Here is a 21977-nt window from a genome sequence, read left to right on the forward strand (position 1 = left end):
GTGGCGTGACCGACCTCATTCCTCCAGACGTGCGGAGCCGGCTCAAAGCCTTGCGCCTGATCACGCGTCGGGCGGTGGGGTCGCACGGCCTCGGCCTGCACCAGAGCCACAGCCGTGGCGCGGGGCTCGAGTTCGCCCAGTACCGGGCCTATGAGCGCGGCGACGAACTGCGCCAGATCGACTGGAAGCTCTACGCCCGCTCGGACAAGTTCTTCGTCCGCGAGGCCGAGCGCGAGAGCCCGGTCGCCGTCTGGATCCTGATGGACGCCTCGGCCTCGATGGGCCAGGCCGAGGGGAGCACCACCCGCTTCGACGCCGCCAAGTCCCTGACCGCTTCCCTCGCCGAACTGGCGATGCAGCAGGGCGACCGCTTCGGCTGGATGGCGCTCAGCGACCAGGGTCTGCGCCTGCTGCCCCCTGCCACGGGCCTGCGCCAGCGCGACCGCCTGACCCTGGAGCTCCTGCCGCTCAAGCCCGCCGGCGGCTTCGCGCGCGAGGACCAGCTGAGCCCGGTCTGGGAGCGGATCGGGGCCCACGATCTGGTCGTCATTCTCAGCGACTGTTTCGACCTCGGCGTCATCGATCTGGCCGAGACCCTGGCCGCCGCCGGGCGCGAGGTTCTGGTCGTCGAGATGCTGACCGTCGGCGAAAAGGACTTCGCCTTCACCGGCGGCTACCGCTTCCGCGATCCGGAGACGGGGGAGGAGCTGCTCGGCGACGCCCCGGCCCTGCGCGCCGAGTTCCTGCGCCGGTTCGGAGAGGCCCGCGCCGCCCTCCACGCCCGCCTTGACGCCGTCGGCATCCGCCGCGCCGAACATGTGCTGGGCCAGCCCGTCGACCTGCCGCTGCGCCGTCTGTTCGGCGCCCACGACGCGGCCGAATACTCATGAGCCCGGCGCTTCTCCTGCCGCTGGGTCTGGCCGCGCTCGCCGCCTTGATCGTCCCACTGGTCATCCACATCGCCCGGCGCAGCGAGCAACTGCCGACCGACTTCGCCGCCCTGCGCTGGCTGCGTCAGAAGCCACGTCCGTGCTCGCGCCTGCGCTTCGACGAATGGCCGCTGCTGATCCTGCGCCTGATCCTCTTGGCCCTCGTCGCCCTCTGGTTCGCCCGCCCGGTCCTGTTCGGCGCGGGCGACAAGACGGCCTATGTCGCCGTCGTCCCCGGCGCGGAGGCTGCACAGGCTGAAGCCGTCGTCGGGGAGGGCAGGGGCTACTGGCTCGCTCCCGGCTTCCCCGATCTGAAGACGCCGCGTCCCACCGCTTCGGCCCCCGTCGCCAGCCTGATCCGCCAGCTCGACGCCCAACTGCCGCCCGGCGCCCCCCTGACCGTGATCGTTCCGCAGGTGCTTCAGGGCGCCGACGCCGAGCGCCCCCGTCTGTCCCGCCCGGTGGCCTGGCATGTCGTCCCCGGAACCATGGCCGCCCGCGCACCCACGCCTGCCGCCATCCCGCCCCTGTCGGTCCGCGTCGACGCCGACCACGCCGACGCCGTCCGCTACCTCCGCGCCGCGGCGTCGTCCTGGCAGCCCGCCGGACACCGTCCGGACGGTGAAGAGGGTCCCCTCGACGCCGCCGTTCCCAACCGCGACCGCACCCTGATCCGCCTCGGCGCCGGGACCCTGCCGCCGGGCGTCATCCAGTGGATCGAGGCCGGCGGAACCGCTCTCGTCTCTTCCGACGCCGCCGTCCCCGAAGGTCCCCGCGCGACCGTCTGGCGCGACGCCCTCGACCGTTCTGTGATCGAGGCGCAGGCCCTCGGCGCCGGCCGCCTGCTGCGCTTCACCCGCCCCCTGACGCCGTCGGAAACCCCCGAACTGCTTCAGGCCGACTTCCCCCTGCACCTCCGCGCAGCGCTCACCGGCCCCGCCGTCCAGCCCGCCCGCGTCGCCGCCGCCGACTACGCCCCCCTGACGGGGGTGCGCGCCTTCGACCCCGCCCCGCTCGACCTCAAGCCCTGGCTCGCCGTCCTGATCGGCCTGCTGCTGCTCGGCGAGCGCTGGCTGGCCACGCGCCGTTCACGCGGAGCCATCCCGTGAGCCCCGCAAGCCTCATCTCCCACTGGACCGGCCCCGCCCGTCGTCGTGGCCTGCTCAACGACCTGCTGCTGGCCGCCCCGGTCGCCATCCTGATCGCCGCCCTCGGCTGGGCGCTGGCAGGCCGCGTGGCGGGTCTCGTCATCCTCGCCATTGCCGCCGCCGTCATCGCCGTCCTCGCCCTGCGCCGCGCCGCCCGCTTCGACCGGCTGTGGCTGACGCATCGGCTCGACGGCGTCCGCCCGGACATGGAGGACAGCGCCGAACTCCTCTTCGCCGACCCCGATGGCCTCGGCGTCCTGCAACGCCTCCAGCGCGCCCGCCTGCTGGAGCGCATCAACACCGGCTCGCCGCAAGCCCTCGTCGCCGACTGGTCGCACCGCCCCATCCTGATCCTCTGGGCCGTCGCCCTGATCGCCGTGGTCGCGGTCGCCGTCTGGCCGCGCGGCGCCGACAAGCCCGTCACCCTGTCGCCCGCCGCCGAGGGACAGGCCGCGCCCGGCGTCCCCGCCCTGGTCGGCCAGAACCTGCGCATCTATCCGCCCGCCTACACCGGCCTGCCGATGCGCGATGAAGCGAAGCTCGACGCCCGCGCTCCCCAAGGCTCCCGCCTCGAATGGACCCTGAAGTTCGACCCGCAGGCCCAGGTCCCGGCCATGGTCATGCTGGGCGGCGCCCCCCTCAGCCTGACCCGTTCCGGCGACCACTGGGTGGCCAGCCGCACGCTGGAGACCTCCTTCCTCTACCGCATCGATCCCGCTCCCGGGCGCACTCAGACCCCCCCGCTTCACCGCATCGACGCCATCGCCGACACGCCCCCTTCGGTGAAGGTCCTGTCCCCGACCGAGAGCCTCACCCTCGTCACCTCCGGCCAGCGCGGCTGGAGCCCGGTCTTCGCCGCGACCGACGACTACGGCGTCGCCCCGACCGCCCGGCTGCGGATCACCCTGGCCATCGGCGAGGGCGAGAACGTCACCTTCTCCGAGCGCGAGATCGCGCTTGCGGGCTCCGGCCCCGCCCGCGACCGCCGCTTCTCGCCGCGCCTCGACTTCACAGCCCTCGGCTTCGGCCCGGGCAGCGACATGGTCGTCCAACTGATCGTCTCGGATCAGCGCGCGCCCGGCCCCCAGGTCGTGCGCGGCCCCAGCCTGATCCTGCGCTGGCCCTCGCCGAAGAAGGCCGAGAGCTCGGGGCTGGACGGCATGGTCAACACCACCCTCCCGGCCTATTTCCGCAGCCAGCGCCAGATCATCATCGACGCCGAGCGGCTCCTGACCCAGCGCCGCCGCCTGTCGGACGATACGTATCTCGAGCGCTCCACGGTCATCGGCAACGACCAGCAGATCCTGCGCGGCCGCTACTCCAAATTCCTGGGCGGCGAGCAGGAGGGCGAGCCCGAACTCCCGACCAGCGACGGCGCTGCGCACAGCGACGGAGACGGCCACGACCACGGCGCTCCCGCGACTCGCACCCCGACCTTCGGCGGCCCCGAGGACGTTTTGGCCGAGTTCGGCCACCCCCACGACGAGTCCGAGGCCTCCAGCCTCGACCCCCAGACCCGCGCCATCCTCAAACAGGCGGTGGACGAGATGTGGCTGTCCGAACGGGAGCTGAAGCAGGGCCGTCCCGACCTCGCCCTGCCGCACGCCAACAAGGCGCTGGAGTTCATCAAGGAGGTTCAGCGCGCCACCCGCATCTTCCTCAACCGCGTCGGCCCGGAGCTACCGCCCATCGACGCCAGCCGCCGCATGACCGGCAAGCGTGAGGGCATCACCGGGGCCGCCCTCGCCGTCGCCCCCGTCGAGACCGGCGATGGCCCCGCCGCCGACGCCTGGCGCGCCCTGGGGCAGGGCCCTGAGGCCGTGCGCGGCCCCATCGCCCTCGACGCCCTGGAACGCTGGATCAGCGCCAATTCCGCACGCCTGCCCGACCCCCTGTCCCTTTCGGGCGCCGTCGACGCCGTGCGTCGCGATCCCGCCTGCACCGAGTGCCGCCGGCAGCTGCGCGCCCTGTTGTGGACCGCCATGGCCCGGCCGCCCGCCGGTCTCGACCGCCGCCGCCCCGCCGACGCCGCCGGCGCCCGCTACCTCAATGCGATCGGGGGCGGCCAATGAGTCCGAAGCTCATCCTCGCCCTGATCCTGACCGCCGCCGTCCTCGCCGCCTGGGTGCGGCTGGTCCTGTGGCGTCGCGGCGCCCCTGCATCCCCGCTCTGGCGGTTCGCGCTCCTCATGGGCCTCCAGCCGGTCTGGGCGGCCCTGCTGTTCCTCGGCCTCTTCCCGCCGGCCCTGCCGGTCGCGGGCGGGACCCTGACCGTGCTCACCGCCAACGCCCCGCGCACGGCCGCCGCCTCGGGCGGCCAGATCGTCGCCCTGCCTGAGGCCGCCGTCCCCGGCGTCGAGCGCGCCCCCGACCTCGGCACGGCCTTGCGCCAGTATCCCGACGTCCGCCGCATCCGCGTCCTCGGCGACGGCCTGACCGCGCGCGACCGCGATGCGGCGAGCGGCCTCGCCGTCGACTTCACCCCCACGGCGCCGCGCCCCGGCCTGATCTCCCTGACCCCGCCCGCGCGCGTCGCCCCGGGCATGCGCTTCCAGACGGGCGGTCAGGTCGCGGGCCTGCCGGGCGCCGTCGTCGAACTGGTCGATCCCGCCGGCCGCGTCACCGACAGCCAGACGGCCGACGCCGACGGCCGCTTCACCGTCTCCGGCACGGCCCGCGCGGCGGGCCTCGTCACCTTCGGCCTGCGTCTCAAGGACGCCGGCGGCAAGGTCGTCGAACAGGCCGACGTCCCCATCCGCGTCGACGCCGAGACCGCGCCCCGCCTGCTGATCCTCGCCGGCGCCCCCGGTCCCGAGGTCAAATATCTGCGCCGCTGGGCAACGGACGCCGGCTTCACCGTCAACACCCAGATGAGCGCGGGCGGCGGCATCCAGCTCGGCGATCCCGCCATCGCCCTTAACCCGGCGACCCTACGCCAGTTCGACGTCGCCGTGATCGACGACCGCAGCTGGCCCGGCGCCCGTCCGGCCGTTCTGGCGGCCGTCCGCGACGGTCTGGGTCTGGTCCTGCGCACCAGCGGCCCGCTGGACGGCGGCGGCCGGGCCTCCTGGCGGTCGCTGGGCTTCGCGCTCAACGGCCCCGACGCCCTCAGCCCCATCGCCCTGCCGCCCGCCGCCGACGCCGCCATCGCCCGCACCCGCTCGGGCATCGGCAGCGCCGACGCCCCGGCTGACGCCGATCTCGGCGGAGAGCCGGTCATCCCCGAACTCAGCCGTCTGGCCGCCGTCCCCGGCGGCGCCGACGCCGTGCCCCTGATCCGGGATGCGGGCGGTTCGACGCTCTCGGCCTGGCGCGCGGTCGGCCTCGGCCGCGTCGCGGTCTTCACCGGCATCGACAGCTACGGCCTGACCCTGACCGGCCACAGCGCCCTCTATGGCGACTGGTGGAGCGGCATGCTCGCGACCGTGGCCCGACCCTCGGCGGGCGCCCCCGTCGTCACCGGCCCCGCCTGGGTCGGCGACCGCCTGACCCTGTGCGGTCTGTCCCCCAACGCCCGCGTCCAGGCCCCCGACGGCGCCGTCACGACCCTGATCCCCGACACGGCGGCTGGCGGCTGCGCCGGTCTGTGGCCCGCGTCCTCCGGTTGGCATCTGCTGCGCACGGTCGGAGCCAACAACGCCGAACGGGTCTCGCCGCTCTACGTCCAGCCCGCCGACCGCCTGCCGGGCGTTAAGGCCGCCCGCGACCGCGACGCCACGATGATGCTGGGTCGCACGCCCGTGGCCGCCGCGACGGGCGAGGGCCGCACCCAGCCCGGACCGGCCTGGCCCTGGCTGCTGGCATGGCTGTTGGCGGGCGCAGGTCTGTGGTGGTTCGAGCGCTCGAACCTCGGCCGGGCCGTGCCCAAACCCGAACCCCAATAACCGTCATCCTCGGGCTCGTCCCGAGGACCCACGGTTCCGCGCAATCGGACGAGCGATGGGGAACGCGCATCTCAATGCGATGCCGTCCGCGCTGAATCCCGCCATGGGTCCTCGGGACGAGCCCGAGGATGACGGGGCGGTGCGCGCGTCCTACCCCAGCGATCTTGCCGTACTGATCACATTGATCCCGTTGAACCGGGTCGTCGCCGAGCCGTGGCTGACGGCCGAGACCTGGCTCGGCTGGCCCTTGCCGTCGAAGAACGATCCGAACATCCGGTAGTCGCTCTCGTCGCAGGTCGCCGCGCACGAGGCCCAGAACTCGGGCGTGCGCATCTGGTAGGCGACGTCGGCGAGCGGCCGGGTGATCGCCCCGTTCTTGATCTCGTAGAAGAGCTGGCCGCCGAACTGGGCGTTGTAGCGCTGCTGGTCGATCGAATAGGAGCCGCGGCCCAGGATGTAGATCCCGTTCTCGACGTTCGAGACCATGTCCTCGGCGCTCATCTTCACCTTGCCGGGCTGCAGGGAGACGTTCGGCATCCGCTGGAACTGCACCGTCGACCAGCTGTCGGCATAGGAGCAGCCGTCGCTCTCGGTCTTGCCCAGCAGGTGCGCCTGATCCCGCGTCGCCTGATAGTCGACCAGGACGCCGTCCCTGATCAGATCCCAACGCTTGGCGGCCACGCCCTCGTCGTCATAGCCGACGGCGCCCAGGCTGCCGACCTGGGTCTTGTCGGCGACGATGTTGACGACCTCGCTGCCGTATTTGAAGTGGGCGTCGCGCTTGTCGATGGTCGCGAAGCTGGTGCCCGCATAGTTGGCCTCATAGCCCAGCACCCGGTCGAGCTCGAGCGGGTGGCCGACCGACTCGTGGATGGTCAGGCCGAGGTGGTTGGGGTCCAGCACCAGATCGTACTTGCCCGGCTGGACCGAGGCGGCGGTCAGCTTCTCCTTCGCCTGGGCCGTCGCGGCGACCGCGTCCTCGCGCATGTCATAGGACTTGCCATAGGCGATCAGGCCGTTCGGCAGGGCCGTCTTGTCGATCCCGTTGCCGTCCAGATACTCATAGCCCAGCCCCATGGGGGAGGAGAGGCCGTCGCGGGTGCGGAACTTGCCGGTCGTCTTGTCGACGGCGGTGACCGTGAACGGCGCCCAGATGCGGTGCACGTCCTGATCGATGTACGACCCGTCGGTCGAGGCGAAATACTTCTGCTCGTTCACCAGGAACAGGCGCGAGGCGACGAAGCTGGCGCCCGCGCCCATGGCGGCCGAATTGACCCCCATCAGCAGGTCGATCTTCTCCTCGATCGGCACGGTCATGCCGTTGCGGCGGATCGGGGTGCGCCACGACACCTCGCCGACGCCGGGCGTCGGGGCCAGCTGGACCGGGGCGGTCTGGCTTGTGGCGTTGGCCTTGGCGATGGCGGTGGCCAGCTTCGCGGCGTTCACGACGGCCTCGGCGGTCAGCTCATTCGTGGCGGCGAAGCCCCAGGCGCCGTCGGCGATGACCCGCACGCCCACGCCCGAGCTCTCGGTGTTGACGACGTTCTCGACATTGGCTTCGCGCGTCATGACGAACTGGTTCAGATACCTGCCGACCCGCACGTCGCAATAGGTCGCGCCGGCCGCCTTCGCCGTCGACATCGCCGCGTCGGCCAGCCGCTTCTTGATCGCGATGTCGAGCGTGTCGCCCAGCTCCTCGGCGGCGATCGCACGGCCGGCAAAGCCGGGCAGCAACAGGCCGCCGGCGCCGATGCCGCAGGCGGTCAGGAAGGCGCGTCTGTCCAAGGCGGTTCTCCGGATTCTACTCCGCCACCTTCGCCGCTGCAGACGCCCCGGTCAAACCTTCCGGAGCGCCTTTACGGCAGCGGACGCCGATTGTTGCTCGCGCTGATCTCCAGCGGCTCGCCGTCGAGGATCAGCCGCACCGAGGTCCCCGCCGGCGCGCTGCGCGGCACGTTCAGCCTGACCGTCTCGGTCTTGGGCATCAGGTCGTCGGGCGCGGCCAGGGCGCCGAAGCGGGCCGTGGCCAGCACCGCCCCGTCCGGGCCTTCCAGCACCACGCGACCGGCCGGAGAGGCGACGGCGCCGAGGCCGTGCACCGTCACCGACAGCCGCCCGCCGCGCCTGACCAGATCGTCTGCGCCGATGCCCACGTCGGGCCGCGTCGACATCGCCGGACCGGCTTCGGTCATGGCGAACTCGATCACGCTGGCGCCCGGCGGCAGGGTCACCGGCACGGCCTGACCCGGACCAAAGGCCACCGTCGAGGTCTGGCCCGCATCCGGACGGTCGTCGCCGTTCGCGTCCGACCCTTGCGTCACCCGCCAGGTTCCCGGCGTCACCTCGGCCCCGCCGATCTCGGCCTTCACCGGCGTCGCGGCCAGGTTCCAGACCACGACGCGGAAGCCGGTCTGCGCCGGTTCGCGCACCAGCACCGCGACCTTCAGGGCGTCATCCGGGTTCTCGAACCGCCAGCTGATCCGGTGCCCCGGCACGATGCGGTTGCGCACATGGGCGACCCCGCCCAGACGCGCGCGCTGCAGCTGGTCGCTGGGCAGCTCGACCCGGTCGGTCCACCAGTGATCCTCGGTCTGCATCTTCATCCGCACCGAGGCGAACTGGATGTCGTCGGCATAGAGCCGCTCGAGGAAGCTGCGGTCGCCCGTCTCCGCCGCCGCGATGGTCAGGGCGTCGGAGGACGCGCCGGTCTTGGCCGCCGCCGTCACATAGCGCTGGTCCAGCTCCGGCCGGCCCAGATCACGGGCCACGTCGCTGTTGACGCCCGACCAGCCCGGCGACCCCGGCTCGCCCATCGGCGCCAGATATTTCGCATCGCCGCTCCAGCGGTACGAGGCCCACAGCAGCATATTGGTCGGGCTCAGGCCCGTGCCGCGATCCGCATCGGTGGTCCAGTTGATGTCGGCGGGCCAGACGGTCACCCCGCCGGCGGTCTTGCCGTGGGCCAGGAAGCCGTCGGCCAGTTCCAGCAACAGGCCGCGCAGCTTCGGCGAGCCATTGTAGTCGACCAGGGCCATGCCCGGATGCAGCACCAGATAGCTCTGCGCCTTGGACCAGTCCCACGGCGTATCCCGCGCGAAGTGCGAGCCGGAATAGTAGCTGGAGATGATGTGGCGATGCCCGGCCGCATTGACCTGGGTCAGTTCGCCATAACGCCGCGCCGTGGCCATCAGCCGCTCCAGCGTTCTCGGATCGCCGCGGTTGAGCAGGGCCGACTGGCTGATGGCGTTGATACCCTCCTCATAGGTGTGCAGTTCGTCGGTCTGGATGGTGCCCAGACCGTTGGTCCACATGCCGTTGCGGTGGCTGGCCTCGATCAGGGCCTCCAGCGAGGCGGTCAGCCGGTCGGGCTCGACCCCCATCAGGGCCGGACCGACCCACTGGTTGGTCAGGTCGGTGTCGTCCGAAATGCCGCCGCCGAATTCGCCATCGACCTGCCGGTTGTCGATCCACCAGTCGATGAACTGTTTGACCAGCTTCAGGTCCTCCGTCTGACGGAAGGCCCACAGGGGCACGCCGGCGGGCGGCGTCGGCTGGGTGAAGGCGGGCAGGGGCTGGGACGCGTTCCACTCGCTCCAGTAGGCCCGGCCCTCGACGTTCTCCGGGTCGACCCGCAGCAGGTCGGTCAGGTCCAGATAGAATTGGTCGAACAGGCCGAGGTCGCGCGTGATCTGCCGTTCCTCGACCAGGAAGCCGTAGCTGTCCTTGATCTGGGCCAGACGGTCGGCGACGTGCTCGGCGCGCGCGGCCTCGCGGGTCTTGAAGATCATCTTCACCCCCATGCCGTCGAGGTCCGAGGCGTGGAAGTCGGGGCTGGAGGCCGCGACGGTGAAATACAGGCTGTCGTCGTCGTCGAGGATGCGGTCGCGGGTGTCGAGGAAGACGGTGCGCGCCTCGCCCGGCTTGACCGCCACATTGACGTCCAGCAGGTCGCGCAGCGGCCACAGCGGGTCCTTGACCCGGATGTTCAGCGAGATCAGCCCGTCCGCGCCCGGCGTCGCCTTCAGCGCCGGGATGGTCAGGACGATGCCGTCCAGCCCGCCGGCCTCCTGGAAGCTCAGGGTCGGGACGTTGCGCACCAGCGGCCCGCCCGCGCGCCCGCGCCGGAAGTCGATGGGGATCAGGACGTGGGCGATCGGCCGGTCGCCGCTCAGGGCCGTCTTCCTCGCCGTCGTCGGGGCGCTGGAGGGCAGGGCGGCGAGGGTGTCGCGTTCCTCGGCCGGATAGCGGCCGGCGATGAAGTCCGAGAGTTTGTCGGTCGCCACATAGCTGGGTTCAACGCCCGCGCGCACCGTGTAGGCGTATTCGCCGATGCTGTCCGGTATCGCGCCCGCCGTGACGTTGTAGACGCCGATCTCCTGAATGGGCGTTTCCTGGGCGATGTTGGTGAAGCGCACCGCGCCGCCCTCATGGCCCGCGACCCGGGTCGTGGTGCGCTCTGCCCCGCGCGGCCGCTCGGTCAGCGTCTGCGGCGCCGAAGCGTCGACCGCCTGGCCCGCCTCGATGCGGGCGTCCACCGCCGCCAGACGGCCATAGGCCGCGCCCTGGATCTCGATCTGGTTCCACGGTTCGTCGGGCAGGAACCAGGTCGACGACTTGCCGCCCATCGAATAGACGTTCCAGTCCGGCAGGGTGAAATAGTCGTTCCGCCCCGCCAGGCGCGAGCGGTTGTAGACGCCCGGCCAGGTCGTCTCACGGATACCGTCATTGCCCTTCCACATGCGCTGGGCGATGTCGCGCTGGTCGGTGAACTCGACGCGGCGGATGCGGGTGACCGGATCGGCCAGATAGGGCGCCGAGCCCTGATCGAAGCCGAACCTTTTGTTCCACGCCGCCTGCCAGTCCCCCGCCGGAGCGACCGGCGCCGGCGCGGCGGCGGCCGTCACGAGCGCAGCGGCCTCGGCCTCAGACAGGGCGTGGTCATAGACCCTCAGGTCGTCATAGTCGGAGCCGCGCGTGAAGCTGTAGCGGCTGTGCACCTGGATCGGCGCCACGATGCGCGAGGCGATGCCGAACTGGTCCAGCGCCGCGTCCAGCACCGCCGGGGTCGTGGTCGCCGCGACTTTCTTGCCGTCGACATAGAGGACCACGCCGCCGGTCTCGTCCCAGCTGAAGGCGATGTGCATCCAGTGGTCGGGCGCCGGGTTGGCCGGCAGCTCATAGGACACCCGCACGCGGGCGAGGTTGTTGTCGGTGACGAAGGCGTCGAAGCCGTGCCCGTTCCAGTCGATGCGCAGGAAGGCCATGTCCCAGCTGGAATGGTCGGCGTATCCGACGCGGAACAGGACGAAGGGCGTGGGCCCGACCGGGTAGCGCGAGCGCCAGTCGAAGGCGACCGTGCCGCGCTGGGCGAAGATGTTGCCCGCCGCGCGATAGGCCAGCGCCTGGTCGTCCGTGCCCTCGATGTATCCGCCCTCGGCGCCGCCCGACGGCTTCAAGGCCAGCTTGTCGGCGAAGGTCGGCCCGGCCTGACCCGCGGCGTAGTCGGCGGTGAGCGAGCTGTCGGCCGTCAGATGGAACAGCAGGCCGTCGGGGCGCGGGGCAGGGGTCTGCGCCTGGGCGAGGGAGGCGGCGGCCATGGCGGCGCCGGCGGCGAGAAGGGCGGCGACCGCCCGTTGAACGACAGACATGAAACACTCCCAGGGCCTGCCGCTCTGCGTCGGCTGCCGGCGGACACTAGCCCTGTCCTGACACCGGTGTCTTCCCTCAAATTGTTTCAGCTGGACAGAATGTCGCAGGGGGTGGTCCCGTCTCGGGGCGGCTCAACCTGGCGCCCCTTCGGAGGAAAAGCCTCGTCGCCTCAGCCGCTTGCCGAATTCCAGGGCCAATTGGGCGCCCATGCCTCCCGGGCGCCCTATACTGCGCGTCGACCCGGTCTTTGACATCGCCATCCCGACATCTCGCCGCGTGCACGCCCTTGCACTCGGTGTGCACGCGAGTGCAACGAATCCGCCGAAAAATGATCATTTTAAATCAACGCGATGAAGGCAAAATCTCCCACCTGACTTTCGGCATTGCACTTTTTGCACCCGCCTTTTTTTCGAGTGCAAAGCGTGACCCCGACGAAACCTTCGCCGCACTCCGGCCGCATGTTTTTCCGTCCGCGCCCCGCCTCGTCTCCAGGGCGTCGAAGCGGCAACAATGGCGTCCCGCAATCGCCATCCGCCGCCCGGAAACAGGCCCTTCTCTCAGTCGGCGGGGCCTTCAGACCATGCTTTCCAGACTCGCCACGGCGGTGGCGCTCGCGCCCCTGGTGCTGGCCTCGGCCGCCGAGGCCCAGGTCACCATCTCCGGCGACCGCACGGCCCCCGTCCTGACCTCGACGGTCAACGGCGGCGCGGCCGCCGACCTGACCATCGCCGACGGCGGCTCCATCGCCGTCGCCACCGGAACGGCCCTGACCGGCGATAGTAGCAACGCCATCGTGCTCGAGAGCGGCTCCGCCATCACCCTGTCGGACGCCACCGACGACGTCACCGGCGTCCTGCTCAAGGGCGGGCTGACGGGCGACCTGACCCTCGGCGGGTCCGTTTCCATCACCGAGGACTACACCGCCGAGGACGAGGACGACGACGGCGACATCGACGGCCCCTTCGCCGAGGGGACGGGCCGCTACGGCGTCCGCGTCACCGGCCCCGACGCCCGCACCGGCGACATCACGCTGGAGGACACGGGCTCCATCGCCGTCTACGGCAATGACAGCTACGGCCTGTCGCTGGAGACCGACCTGATCGGCGATATCGGCCTCTACGGCGCCGTCTCCGTGGTCGGGGACGACAGCTACGGCGTCCGGCTCCAGGGCGCCGTCTCGGGCAATGTCGACCTGCCGACGGGCTCGATCTCGGTCACCGGCGCCAACGCGGTCGGCCTGTCGGTCGAGGGCGCGGTGTCCGGTCGGCTGGACATCCAGTCCTCGATCACCAGCACCGGCTATCGCTACACTTCCAGCCCCACCTCCCTGACGGAGCTGGACGCCGACGTGGCGGCGGCCATCAAGCTCTCCGCCGACACCCTCTACCTTGAGGACCTTGACGCCGACGACCTGCTGCAGGGCGGGGCGGCCGTCCAGGTCAAGGCCGACGTCGCCGGCGGCATCCTGCTGGGCACGGCGCCGACGTACCTCGATCCCGACGGCGAGGACGGCGACGACGACAAGGACGGGGTCACCAACGGCAATGAGGACGACGACGGCGACGGCGTGATCAACGCCGACGACACCGACCGCGACGGCGACGGCATCCTCGATGCCAGCGAGGGTACGGCCTCGCTGGCCAGCTACGGCGGCGCTCCGGCCCTGCTGATCGGATCGGGCACGGCGGACGTGACCATCGGCGCGGTCGGGACCGGCGACGACGCCTGGGGCCTGATCAACCAGGGCTCGGTGGCGGCCTACGGCGTCTATGACGACGTGGTCACGACCGCGCTCCAGATCGGCGGCCTGGGCGGCGGAACCACCCTGATCGAGGGCGGCATCCGCAACGACGGGACCATCGTCGGCAGCTCGGTCGGCGCCGACGCCATGGCCGTCCATCTGGCCGCCGGCGCCGACGTCGCCACCCTGATCAACAACGGCGCCATCACCGGCTCGGCGACCACCGAGGGAACGGACGTCGCCACGGCCATCCAGATCGACCAGGACGCCATCCTCTCCTCTCTGGTCAACAACGGCCAGATCCTGGGCGTCATCTACGGCGAGGCGGGCGACGCGGTCGCGATCCGCGACCTCTCCGGGACCCTGACCAGCCTCACCAACACCGGGACCATCTACGGCAACATCGTCTCGACCGACTCGGTCAGCGACACCGACGACGACGACACCGACGCCGACAACGAGGTCGAGACGGGCCGCGAGATCGCCATCGACCTGTCAGCCAACACCTCGGGCGTGACCATCACCCAGAAGGGCGCCCTGACCGACAACCGCTTCATCGATACCGACGGCGACGGGATCTATGACGACGTCGACACCGACGACGACGGCGACGGCGTGCCCGACGCCCAGGACACCGACGACAACGATGACGACAACGATGGGGTCTATGACTCCGACGAGCCCTACATCTACGGGGCCATCCTGCTGGGCTCGGGCGACGACACCGTCGACATCCAGAACGGCGTGGTCGTGGGCGACATCAGCTTCGGCGACGGGGCGGACGCCTTCCTGATGAGCGGCGGCTCCAGCTACACCGGCGTCCTGTCGGATACGGACGGCCGGCTGGACATCTCGATCGCCGACGCTGTCCTGGACGCCCGCCAGACCACGGCCCTGAACATCACCTCCCTCAGCGTGGGGGAGGGCGGCGAGCTGGTCGCCAACGTCGATCCCCTGACCCACACGGCGGGCGGCTTCACCGTCTCGGGCGCGGCGAGCTTCGCCGACGGCTCGATCCTCAGTCTCCACCTGACCTCCCTGATCGAGGACCCGGAGCGCTTCACCCTGGTGACCGCCGGCAGCCTGACCTGGGGCAATGTCTCGGGCAACGACCTGACCGGCAGCACCCCCTATATGGTCGTCGCCGACTTCGGGGCCGATGCCACGGCGGGTCAGGTCTATGTCGACGTCCGCCGCCGGACCACGGCCGAGATGGCGCTGTCGACCAATGAGGCCTCGGCCTACGACGCCTTCTACTCGGCGCTGAGCCGGGACACGGACGTCATGGACGCCTTCCTGGCGACCACCGACCGCGCCGACTTCATGAACCTGTACGAGCAGACCCTGCCGGACCATTCGGGCGGGACCCTGATGTCCCTGGCCGGCGGCGTGGACGCCGTGACCCAGGCCCTGGCCAACCGCAACAACTCGGCGGAGGTCGGGACCACCAGCGGCTGGATGCAGGAGATCAACGTCTACGCCGACAAGGCCAAGACCGAGAGCTACGGCTACCGGACCGAGGGCTTCGCCGTCGCGGGAGGGATCGAGAAGGTCTCGAAGGTCGGGGCGCTCGGCGTCTCCCTGGCCATGACCTCATCCGACATCGAGGACCCCGAGTCCGAGGCCGAGGAGGTGCTGTCGGCCAGCCTGATCGAGCTGGGCGCCTACTGGCGCGCGCAAGGTCATGGCTGGACCGGCTGGGCCCGGGCGGCGGCGGGCTATGCGACCTTCAGGTCCACGCGGACGCTGGTCGGCGACGACGTCTACCTGTCCAACACCGCCGACTGGAACGGCTATACCCTCTCCGCGGCGGCGGGCCTGGCCTATGAGCACCGCTTCGGCCGGCTGAGCCTGAGGCCCGAGGTCTATGCCGAGACCTTCAGCCTGACCGAGGGCTCGCGCACCGAGAGCGGCGGCGGCGACGCCTTCGATCTGATCGTCGACGGTCGCGAGGGCTCGATCTCCAGCGCCACGGCGGCGGTGCGGATCGGCTACGGCTTCGGTCAGGACGGCTTCATCCGGCCCGAGCTCAAGCTCGGCTGGAAGCAGATCCTCGCCTCGGACGGCGGCGAGACCATCGCCCGCTACGCCTCGGGCGGCTCGGAGTTCAGCCTGATCAGCGACCTGGTCGAGGGCGGCGGGCCGATCGCCGGCCTCGGCCTGACGGTCGCCAACGATCTGGGCTCCTTCCGCATCTCGGGCGACGCCCAGCTGCTGGAGGACTACGTCCGCTACAGCCTGCTGCTCCAGGCCACCTTCCGCTTCTGACTTCTCCCCGAGGGCCTCCTGAGCCAGGCAACAGGCGGCCAAACGAAAGGCGGCCGCCCCGCGAGGGACGGCCGCCTCAGTTCTGTCTGGCCTGGACCTAGAAGTTGGCGGTCAGGCTGATGAACATATAGCGCCCCAGTGCGTCGTAGAGCTGGGGATAGGTGTTGCCGTTCGAGCCGACGGTGGTCAGCGGCGGGTCGGTGTCGAGGACGTTGTTGATCCCCACGCGGGCCGTGACGTTGTCACGCACGTCCCAGGAGGCGGCCAGGTCGAAGTAGTTCATGGCCTCCAGGGTCGAGTCCAGCGACCCGTCGACCTTGCCGGTCAGGCTCGAGCCGTAGTCGACCGCGCTGTAGTAGCGCCACGTCCCGGAGATCTCGACCGGCCAGGGCGTCGACCAGGTCACCCGGGCGCGGTGACGCCATCCGGGGTTCGGCGTGCCGCACTGGTCGGAGCCGAAGTAGCCCACGCAGTCATAGACCGAGCTGGCCGTCTGGGTGCCGGTGTCGGTCTCCAGGGTGCTCAGCCAGGTGCCGACGAAGGCCATGGAGACCTTGCCCCAGGTCGGCAGGCCGACGTCGCCCAGGTCGAAGCCGTAGTTGGCGTTGACGTCGATGCCCGAGGTCTTCAGTCCGCCGATGTTGAGGCTGAGGTTCTCGACATAGCCGTCGCCCAGCCACAGGGAGCCGGTGTCGGCGTCGCGGTGGATCCGGCTACAGGCGGCCGCGTCATTGTCGTCGTAGCAGAGGTCCAGGGTGTTGGCCGCACCCACCGTCGAGATCAGGCCGTCGACCGTGATGTCGAAGTAGTCGAGCGACAGGTTGAAGCCCGGGACGAAGCTGGGCGTCCAGACGACGCCCAGGGTCAGGGTGTCGGCCGTCTCCGTGTCCAGATCGGGGTTGCCGCCGGTGACCTGGTTGTACTGGCTCGCCGAGTTGTCGAGCAGCGAGCTGCCGTAGTCGGAAGAGTCCATGCCGGTGGCGACGCACTGGGCCAGGGTCGCGGTCCTGGCGGTCCCGCAGGGGTCGGCGTCCAGGTTGAACAGGCCCAGGCCCTGCGCCGAATAGAGCTCCAGCACGTTCGGAGCCCGGACGGCGCGCGAGTAGCTGGTGCGCAGTCGCAGGTCCGCGATCGGGGCGTAGTCGGCGCCGACCGTATAGGTGTCGGTCGACAGGGCGGCGTACTCCGAATGGCGGAAGGCGCCGTTCAGCGAGGCCGAGTAGATGCCCGGCAGGTTGTCGACCAGCGGGATCTGGATCTCGCCGAAGGTGTCGAGCACATCGACCGAGCCGCTGACGCCGATGGTCGGGCCGCCCTGGCCGGCGCCGTCGCCTGAGGCGAAGGCGGCGTCCGTGGTGCTGCTCAGCGCGTCGCGGCGATACTCCAGGCCGAAGGCCAGCTTGACGCCGTCGGCGGCCCAGGGCGACTGGACGCCGTACTTGGTCAGGTCGCCGGTGACGGCGGCGGTGACGACCTGCTGGGTGGTCTCGCCGGTCTGGATCAGCGGGATCTGCAGATAGTCGAGCGCCGCCTGGGTCACCCCGCCTTCGGAGAAGACGTCGTAGGGCACGCAGTTGGGGTCCGAGCCGTCGACGACCGAGCGACAGGTGGCCACGCCGTTGACGCTGACCACGTCCAGCGCGCGGTTCAGACGGGTGACCGAGAAGTCGTTCTCATAGACCCGCGACAGCCGCACCCGCGAGAACTGGGCGCTGACGTCATAGGTCCAGCCGTCGGTGATCAGGCCGCGCACCCCGGTGACCGTGCGGTAGCTCTCGTAGTTCAGCGAGTCCTGACGCCCGCCGCCTTCGACGTTGCGTCGGCCAATCAGGAGCGAGACCGAGTCGCCCGAGGCGATGGCCGCCGACGAACAGCCGATCGTGGTCGCCTGCTGCGTCGACAACAGCGGGTTGTCGCAGTTGATCGTGGTGGTGTTGAAGAAGTCGCCCGACGGCGCGATCTGGGCCACCGACGAGTAGTCGGTGAACATCAGCTGGGCGTAGGCCTCGGCGTGCTCGTTGATCTCATAGTGCCCCATGGCGCCCAGAGACCAGCGCTCATCCGGGCGCTGATAGTAGTTCAGCGGGCCGTAGTTGTAGGCGTTGGTGCTGGTGCTGTAGGGCACGAAGGTCTGGCCGGCGCCGAGGGTGTAGCTGCCGGTCGAGGCGATGAAGCGCCCGGGATAGGAGGTGCTGGAGCCGCCGCAGGTGTAGGTCGAGGGATCGCTGCTCGACGGCGCGGCGATCGTACAGGCCGAGTAGTCGCGGTTGGCCTGGAGCACCTCGTTGTTGTTCCGGTAGCTGGCGTAGGCGGTCAGATTGCCTTTGCCGTCCGGGGCGGAGACGCCCATCGTCAAGGTGACCTCGCGGCTCTCGCCGTCGGAGACGTTGTCGTCCGGCAGCTGGAACTGGGAGGCGTTGGTCGCGGCGCGCGCGGCGATGGCCTGGCGGACGTTGCCGACGCCGTCATAGTCGTTGTGGTGCTGATAGAAGCCGTACTTGGCGTCGATCTGGATGCCCTCGAAGTCCTTCTTCATGATGAAGTTGACCACGCCGGCGACCGCGTCCGAGCCGTAGACAGCCGAGGCGCCGCCGGTCAGGACCTCGACCCGTTGCACCAGGGCGCCCGGGATCTGGTTCAGGTCGGCGGCGACGTCGTTCGGCGAGCCGTAGCCCATGCGCCGGCCGTCGATCAGGACCAGGGTGCGCGAGGCGCCGAGGTTGCGCAGCGAGACGGTCGCCGTGCCCGAGGCGCCGTTCGACACGGTCGAGTTCTGCGAGGCGAAGGCCTGGGGCAGCTGGGTGATCAGGTCCTCGACCCGGGTCACGCCGGTGACGGCGATGTCCTCGGCCGTGACCTGGGTCACCGGGCTTGTGGTGGTCAGATTGGCCTGCGGGATCCGCGAGCCGGTGACCACGACCTCCTCGACCTGGTCGGCCGGCCCCGCATCTTGAGCGAAGGCGGGAGCGGCCGCGAGGCTGGCCCCCACCAGGAAGGTGCTCGCCAGGAGGCGGGCGTGAATTGAAGTGTTTCGCATCGGTAACATCCCCTGTGGTTCCTGAAAACAAGGGCAAGATTTCGTGTTCAATGTTTCCGTTATGTAATAGAACAGAAGTTAGATAACATTACGGAAAACAAAGACGTTTCTTTGCTTGCCAAATATATGGCTAGCTTTGGACTTTTCTAAATTCGAATACATAATTGCTGTCAGGCTCTGTATCCGGACTGTCTGTCGCGAATAGGTCACGCTGTGGGGTGGTGAGGTCCACCCCCATCAGGCGAAGACCCGGATAGGCCGCGCGCGAGATCGTGCTAGACTACGGTCATGACCGAGACGCCGTTCAAGCCCCCGTTCCCGCCGAGGCACTATCCGACGTCGCGCGCCAAGTGCGCGGACCTGATCGTGCATATCTCGGGTCTGGCCTTCGCCCTGTTCGGCGGCGGCGTGCTGCTGGGCCTGTCGGTGGCGCGGGGCGATCTGGGGCTGGTGGTCGCGGTCAGCGTCTATGCCCTGGGCATGCTGGCCATGCTGGGCTTCTCGACCGCCTACAACTTCGCCAAGCCGCAATGGCGGCCGCTGCTGCGGCGGCTGGACCATGCGGGCATCTTTCTGATGATCGCGGGCTCCTACACCCCGTTCACGACCCACAACCTGACCGGCGCCTGGGCCTGGGCCATGACGGGCGCCGTCTGGGGGCTCGCTACCCTGGGCGCTCTGGGCAAGCTGTTCCTGCCGGGCGTGGGCAAGACGCTGTGGGTCGTGATCTATGTCGCCCTGAGCTGGCTGGTGGTCATCGCCTTCAAGCCCATGGTCGCCCACGGGTCCTGGATCGCCCTGCTGCTGCTGGCCATCGGCGGGGCCCTCTATATGTCCGGCGCGGTCTTCTATGTGCGCAAGAAGCTGGGCTGGTTCCGCGCCGTCTGGCACGGCCATGTGGTCGCCGCCGCCAGCGTGCACTGGGCCGCCGTCCTGGTCGGCGTAGTGCTGGCGACCAGCCACTAGACCCGAGGGTCAGGCAGCCTCGGTCAGGTGGGCGGCCGATCCTGAATCGGCCATTCCGGCGTCTGGAAGCGCCAGGGTGAAGCGCGCGCCTTCGCCGGGCGGTGACTCGGCCTTGACCCAGCCGCCGTGCCGTTCGGCGACGATGCGCACGAAGGCGAGGCCCAGGCCGATGCCTGGTCGGGCCTCGGCGGTCTGGTGGAAGGCCTCGAACAGCTGTTCGGACTGGTCGGGCGGGAAGCCCGGGCCCTGGTCCTGAACCACGCACAGATGGAAGCGGCGGTCGCCGACCTCGACGGTGTCGAGCGTGCAGGTCACCTCGCCGCCCTCGGGGCCGTACTTCAGGGCGTTGTCGATCAGATTGACCAGGGCCCGGCCGATCAGGACCGGGTCGCCCATGACCAGCCGCTCGTCCTCGTCGTCGGGCGTCAGGATGGTCACGCCGCGCGCATTGGCCTGGGGCCACAGGCCGTCGGCGGCCTCGATCAGGCTCTGGCCAAGATCCAGCTCGCGGCGGTCCAGCACGCGGGACTCGGCGCGGGCCAGCTGGACGTAGCTCTCGGCCATGGCCAGGGTCCGGCGGGCGTAGTCGCCGACCCGGCGGTCGAAGGCGGCGTCGCGCGGGGGCGGCTCGGCCAGCAGGGTCAGGATCGAGACCTGCGGCGAGCGCATGTCGTGGCTGAGCAGTTGCAGCGCCTGTTCGCGCTGGCGTTCGGCGACGCGGATGGCGGTGACGTCGGCCAGCCGGACGATGCCGCCGGGCCGGCTGTCGCGGCCGAGGTCCAGCCGGGCCTCGTCCAGCTTGAACACCTCGCCGGTCGGGGTGCGGATCTCGCGCGCGGTCCCGTCGCGGGCCAGAAGCGTCTCCAGCGGCTCGGCGCCGATGCGGGCGAACAGGGAGTCGATGTCCGAACCTGCGAGGGTGGCGTCCTGTTCGAACAGGGCCGAGGCCCGGGTGTTGGCCAGCAGCACCCGGCCCGTGTCGTCGATGACCAGTGTCGCGTCGGGCAGGCTGCGCAGGGTGTCCGAGATCAGGGCGCTCAGTTCGCGCAGGCGGGTCAGGGCGGCCTTGAGCACCCCGGCCTGACGGTCGATGTGGTCGCCGCGCGCCCTGTCACCGGCGAGGTCGGAGAGCCAGGGGCCGTCGGCGCGGAAGGCCTCGATCTCAGCCTGCATATAGGCCGAGGCCGCCTCGAGCCGGCGCCAGCTCCACAGGGGCCAGGCCAGGGCGACGCCGACGACGGCCGCCACGGGCGCCAGCCAGATCCCGGCGAGGAAGGCCAGGGCCGAGACGGCGAAGACGGCGACGATCGCTCCGACGCCCGCCGCCAGGCTGATCGCCGGCCTGAGCATCAGGAAGGCGGCCATCAGGCCCCAGAGGGGGATCAGCGACAGGAGAGCCAGCAGGGCGGGCGGAACGGCGCGCAGGGCGTCGCCGCGGATCAGGGTGTCGAGCAGGGCCGCCTGGATCTCGACCCCGGGACGCAGCTCGCCGTGGGGTGAAACGGGGGTGGCGAAGCGGTCGCCGAGACCGTCGGCGGTCATGCCGATCAGCACCTGTTTGTCCTTCAGGAAGGCGGCCGGGACCTCTCCATTGATCAGGTCGACGAAGGAGACGGTGCGCACCGAGCCGGGCGGGCCGCGATAGCGGATCAGGGTCGAGTTGAGCGGGGTCAGCCAGGGGGTTGTGGTGGCGTGAGGCGCGGCCTGTGACGAGGGGAGGGCGCCGCCGGTCGCCGTCCGCATCCGCGCCGTCATATGGGGCCAGGTCTCGGCTCCGGCGCCCATGAAGAGAGGCAGGCGGCGCACCACCCCGTCGGGATCGGGCGTCAGGTCGACATGGCCGAGGCCGGCGGCGGCGGCGGCCAGTTCGGGCGTCGGCTCGACCACGGAGAAGGGAGCGCCGTTCTCGCCCGGCTCCTGCAGCAGCTCGGCCAGCCAGGTGCGGCGATTGCGGTTCAGGGCGGCGATCAGGGCGTCGTCAGCGCCCGGCTCGGGCTCGGCGAACAGGACGTCATAGCCGATGGAGGCCGCGCCCGCCTCGGTCAGCCGGTCGAGGGCCTGGGTGTGCAGGGTCCGGCTCCAGGGCCAGCGGCCGAGCGTCTGGATGCTGCGGTTGTCGATGGCGACCACGACGACCTGTTCGCTCGACTGGCCCGGATTGAGATTCAGCAGGGCGTCGTAGATCCAGTTGTCGGCCCGGCGTGTGCCTGATCCCAGCGAAAGCCAGACGACCAGCACCGACAGGCCCAGACCCACGACCAGCCATTCGGTCAGGGTGCGCCGGTCGGCCAGCCGACGCCGGATGGCGTCGCGCCATCGGGCGTTCCGGCCGGTCTGCGTCCGCAGCCAGTCGAGG

At 70.5% G+C, this 21977-nt stretch carries 10 protein-coding genes; 6 read left to right on the forward strand and 4 right to left on the reverse strand.

Features of this window, described 5'->3' with window-relative positions; genetic code table 11:
* Positions 1 to 5: 5 nt before the first annotated feature.
* From ACW172_RS13315 to ACW172_RS13330, 4 genes are read left to right on the forward strand one after another with little or no spacing between them, the layout of a single operon-like run.
* A complete protein-coding gene (locus ACW172_RS13315) occupies positions 6 to 890 on the forward strand; it encodes a DUF58 domain-containing protein (protein ID WP_492031924.1) in 885 nt (294 codons plus the stop codon).
* On the forward strand, positions 887 to 2038 hold the full coding sequence (locus ACW172_RS13320) for a BatA domain-containing protein (protein WP_492031925.1): 1152 nt from the start codon (positions 887 to 889) through the stop codon (positions 2036 to 2038). The genes ACW172_RS13315 and ACW172_RS13320 overlap by 4 nt, the downstream gene beginning before the upstream one ends.
* Positions 2035 to 4149 carry a DUF4175 family protein gene (locus ACW172_RS13325; protein WP_492031926.1) on the forward strand — a complete coding sequence of 705 codons (2115 nt, stop codon included), beginning with the start codon at positions 2035 to 2037 and terminating at the stop codon, positions 4147 to 4149. Before ACW172_RS13320 ends, ACW172_RS13325 begins: the two co-directional genes overlap by 4 nt.
* Positions 4146 to 5960 carry a hypothetical protein gene (locus ACW172_RS13330; RefSeq protein WP_492031927.1) on the forward strand — a complete coding sequence of 605 codons (1815 nt, stop codon included), beginning with the start codon at positions 4146 to 4148 and terminating at the stop codon, positions 5958 to 5960. Before ACW172_RS13325 ends, ACW172_RS13330 begins: the two co-directional genes overlap by 4 nt.
* 150 nt (positions 5961 to 6110) lie before the next feature.
* Here the strand turns inward: ACW172_RS13330 and ACW172_RS13335 are convergent, their stop codons facing one another.
* Both ACW172_RS13335 and ACW172_RS13340 read right to left on the reverse strand, forming a co-directional pair.
* The gene (locus ACW172_RS13335) at positions 6111 to 7745 is read right to left on the reverse strand and encodes a TldD/PmbA family protein (protein WP_492031928.1); all 1635 of its coding nucleotides are present in this window, start codon (positions 7743 to 7745) and stop codon (positions 6111 to 6113) included.
* A 71-nt stretch (positions 7746 to 7816) separates the two neighbouring features.
* Complete coding sequence (locus tag ACW172_RS13340) at positions 7817 to 11608, reverse strand: LamG-like jellyroll fold domain-containing protein (RefSeq protein WP_492031929.1); 3792 nt, start codon at positions 11606 to 11608, stop codon at positions 7817 to 7819.
* Between the two features lie 581 nt (positions 11609 to 12189).
* On the opposite strand from ACW172_RS13340, the gene ACW172_RS13345 reads away from it, so the two are divergent.
* Positions 12190 to 15618 carry an autotransporter outer membrane beta-barrel domain-containing protein gene (locus ACW172_RS13345; RefSeq protein ID WP_492031930.1) on the forward strand — a complete coding sequence of 1143 codons (3429 nt, stop codon included), beginning with the start codon at positions 12190 to 12192 and terminating at the stop codon, positions 15616 to 15618.
* A 97-nt stretch (positions 15619 to 15715) separates the two neighbouring features.
* On the opposite strand, the gene ACW172_RS13350 is transcribed toward ACW172_RS13345, so the two are convergent.
* The gene (locus tag ACW172_RS13350) at positions 15716 to 18655 is read right to left on the reverse strand and encodes a TonB-dependent receptor domain-containing protein (RefSeq protein WP_492031931.1); all 2940 of its coding nucleotides are present in this window, start codon (positions 18653 to 18655) and stop codon (positions 15716 to 15718) included.
* Between the two features lie 288 nt (positions 18656 to 18943).
* On the opposite strand from ACW172_RS13350, the gene trhA reads away from it, so the two are divergent.
* Positions 18944 to 19621, forward strand: a complete 678-nt coding sequence (gene trhA, locus ACW172_RS13355) for a PAQR family membrane homeostasis protein TrhA (protein ID WP_492031932.1) — start codon at positions 18944 to 18946, stop codon at positions 19619 to 19621.
* Between the two features lie 9 nt (positions 19622 to 19630).
* Here the strand turns inward: trhA and ACW172_RS13360 are convergent, their stop codons facing one another.
* A complete protein-coding gene (locus ACW172_RS13360; protein WP_492031933.1) occupies positions 19631 to 21877 on the reverse strand; it encodes a CHASE2 domain-containing protein in 2247 nt (748 codons plus the stop codon).
* Between the last annotated feature and the right edge of the window lie 100 nt (positions 21878 to 21977).

Source organism: Brevundimonas sp. ALps5 (assembly GCF_058681645.1).

Bases quoted from the DNA above. Each gene is read 5' to 3' on its own strand.
- ACW172_RS13330 (WP_492031927.1), top strand. From the start codon at position 4,146: ATGAGTCCGAAGCTCATCCTCGCCCTGATCCTGACCGCCGCCGTCCTC.
- ACW172_RS13320 (WP_492031925.1), top strand. From the start codon at position 887: ATGAGCCCGGCGCTTCTCCTGCCGCTGGGTCTGGCCGCGCTCGCCGCC.
- ACW172_RS13340 (WP_492031929.1), bottom strand. From the start codon at position 11,608: ATGTCTGTCGTTCAACGGGCGGTCGCCGCCCTTCTCGCCGCCGGCGCC.
- ACW172_RS13345 (WP_492031930.1), top strand. From the start codon at position 12,190: ATGCTTTCCAGACTCGCCACGGCGGTGGCGCTCGCGCCCCTGGTGCTG.
- trhA (WP_492031932.1), top strand. From the start codon at position 18,944: ATGACCGAGACGCCGTTCAAGCCCCCGTTCCCGCCGAGGCACTATCCG.
- ACW172_RS13350 (WP_492031931.1), bottom strand. From the start codon at position 18,655: ATGCGAAACACTTCAATTCACGCCCGCCTCCTGGCGAGCACCTTCCTG.